The sequence below is a fragment of the Micrococcus sp. HMSC31B01 genome (assembly GCF_001816085.1).
Lineage (GTDB): Bacteria > Actinomycetota > Actinomycetes > Actinomycetales > Micrococcaceae > Micrococcus > Micrococcus luteus.
Map to the genome: position 1 here is coordinate 1 of NZ_KV825171.1, position 1,915 is coordinate 1,915.

3 protein-coding genes are annotated in these 1,915 nt (G+C 72.5%); 1 reads left to right on the forward strand and 2 read right to left on the reverse strand.

Annotated features, from left to right (window positions below; translation table 11 throughout):
* On the reverse strand, positions 1-805 hold an 805-nt coding region (gene infC, locus HMPREF3105_RS12725; protein ID WP_246830351.1), incomplete at its 3' end, for a translation initiation factor IF-3.
* A 328-nt stretch (positions 806-1,133) separates the two neighbouring features.
* Between infC and HMPREF3105_RS07510 the strand changes: the two genes are divergently transcribed.
* Entirely contained in the window at positions 1,134-1,505 is a 372-nt protein-coding gene (locus HMPREF3105_RS07510; RefSeq protein WP_036313345.1) for a DUF1844 domain-containing protein, read from the forward strand.
* A gap of 67 nt (positions 1,506-1,572) precedes the next feature.
* Here the strand turns inward: HMPREF3105_RS07510 and HMPREF3105_RS07515 are convergent.
* Positions 1,573-1,915: hypothetical protein (locus HMPREF3105_RS07515; RefSeq protein ID WP_070709084.1), on the reverse strand; the 343-nt coding region annotated here is incomplete at its 5' end.

Below are 1,915 nucleotides of genomic sequence, written 5' to 3' on the forward strand. Positions count from 1 at the left end.
TCGCAGCCGGGGCGACCGCGGCCGGGCGGGGAGCCGCCGGGGCCGGGGTCTTCGGCGCCTGCGTCGTCTCGGCCGGGGCCGCGGAGGCGTTCTCCTGCGTCCGGGCGGCCATGGCCTTCAGCTGCTCGGGGAACGCGTCCCCGACCGAATTCCGCACCGGGGCGGAGTCGGACGCCGCCTTCTGCGCGGCGCGCTCCTTGGCCTCGCGGGCGGCCTGGTCGCGACGCGAACCGCCGCCCTGACGCTCGCGGTGGCTCTCGGCCGAGTTCTTGCGCTGGTCCGCCCGCGCATCGGCCTTGGTGCGCAGCGGGCCGACCACCATCACCATGTTGCGGCCGTCCTGGCGCGGCTGCGACTCGACGGTGCCCAGCTCGGCGACGTCCTCGGCGAACTGCTGCAGCAGCTTGATGCCGAGTTCGGGACGCTGCTGCTCACGGCCGCGGAACTGGATGATGGCCTTGACCTTGTCGCCCTGGCTCAGGAACTTCTTGGCGTGGCCGGTCTTGGTCTCGTAGTCGTGCTTGTCGATCTTCAGGCGGAAGCGGACCTCCTTGAGGACCGTGTTCACCTGGTTCTTGCGCGACTCACGGGCCTTCACCGCGGCCTCGTACTTGTACTTGCCGAAATCCATCAGCTTGCACACCGGAGGCTTGGCCGTGGGGGCCACCTCCACGAGATCCAGGTCCGCCTCGGCGGCGAGCCGGAGGGCGTCCTCGACGCGGACGATGCCGACCTGTTCGCCGTTCGGGCCGACCAGGCGGACTTCCGGAACGCGGATACGCTCGTTGATGCGGGGATCGCTGATGGTGGTACTCCTCTGTGTGAGACGACGGGTGACCCCGCGCCCACCGGAGGGGCCCTCGGAAACGAGGAAGGCCTCCCCTGCGCGGACGCAGACGGAGGCCTCGACACGATCCCGTCGGACGGGACCCTCGGTGCGGGCTGCGCGCCACGACGCGGCGGTCCCGACCGGCGACCCGGCAACTCGGCCCGGGGCGAACCGGACATCCTGCTGACGCGGGTGGGAGAGAGGCCTCCACTTTGCTGCTCCTGGCCCGTGCATGCCCGCCCCGGGGTCACCGGATGACGAGGTCGTGCGCGGACCACGAGTGGTCTATGGGAAGCTTACCACCATGACAGACGAACGTCAGGCCCAGGACGCCACCCCCATGGACGCCCCCGCCGAGATCCGCGACATCCACGAGGTCCCCGCCGTCGAGGTCATCACGACCACCGCCGTGCACCTGATGACCGCCGCCGCCGTCAAGTGCGGCCTGGCCGACTCCCCCGACGCCCGCGAGCTCATCGATCTCGACGAGGCCCGCAAGCTCATCACGGCCCTCGCCGGGCTGGTCACGGCCGCGGCCCCCGAGATCGGCAGCCAGCACGCCGGACCGCTGCGCGACGGGCTGCGCTCGCTGCAGCTGGCGTTCCGTGAGGCCTCCCCGTTCCCGGACGCCCCGGGCAAGGGCCCCGGCGAGAAGTTCACCGGCCCGGTGAACTGACCACGGCCCCGATGACGACGACGGCGCGCCCCTGGCCGGGGGCGCGCCGTCGTCGTCGGGGCGGGGCTCAGGCGTCCGTCGAGGCCTCCGGGGCGGGGGTGAGATGCCGGGTGACCGGCGTCGTGAAGAGGGTGAGCAGCGCGACGCCGGAGACCGCGAGCAGCGGCCCACCCAGAGCGGCGGCGTCCACGCTGAAGAGCCACGAGGACAGGAGCACACCGAAGAGCTGGATCGCGACGGCGGCGCCGCGGCTCCACGCCCGACCGCGCAGCAGGGCGACGGAGGTCGCGATGATCCACAGGGCGAGCAGCGCGTAGATGACGATCAGCATCACGCGGGCGCCGGCCGGGAGCACCCCGTCCGCCGCATGCACCACCGCGTCCACGGCGAGCCAGAGGAGCGCGCCCGCC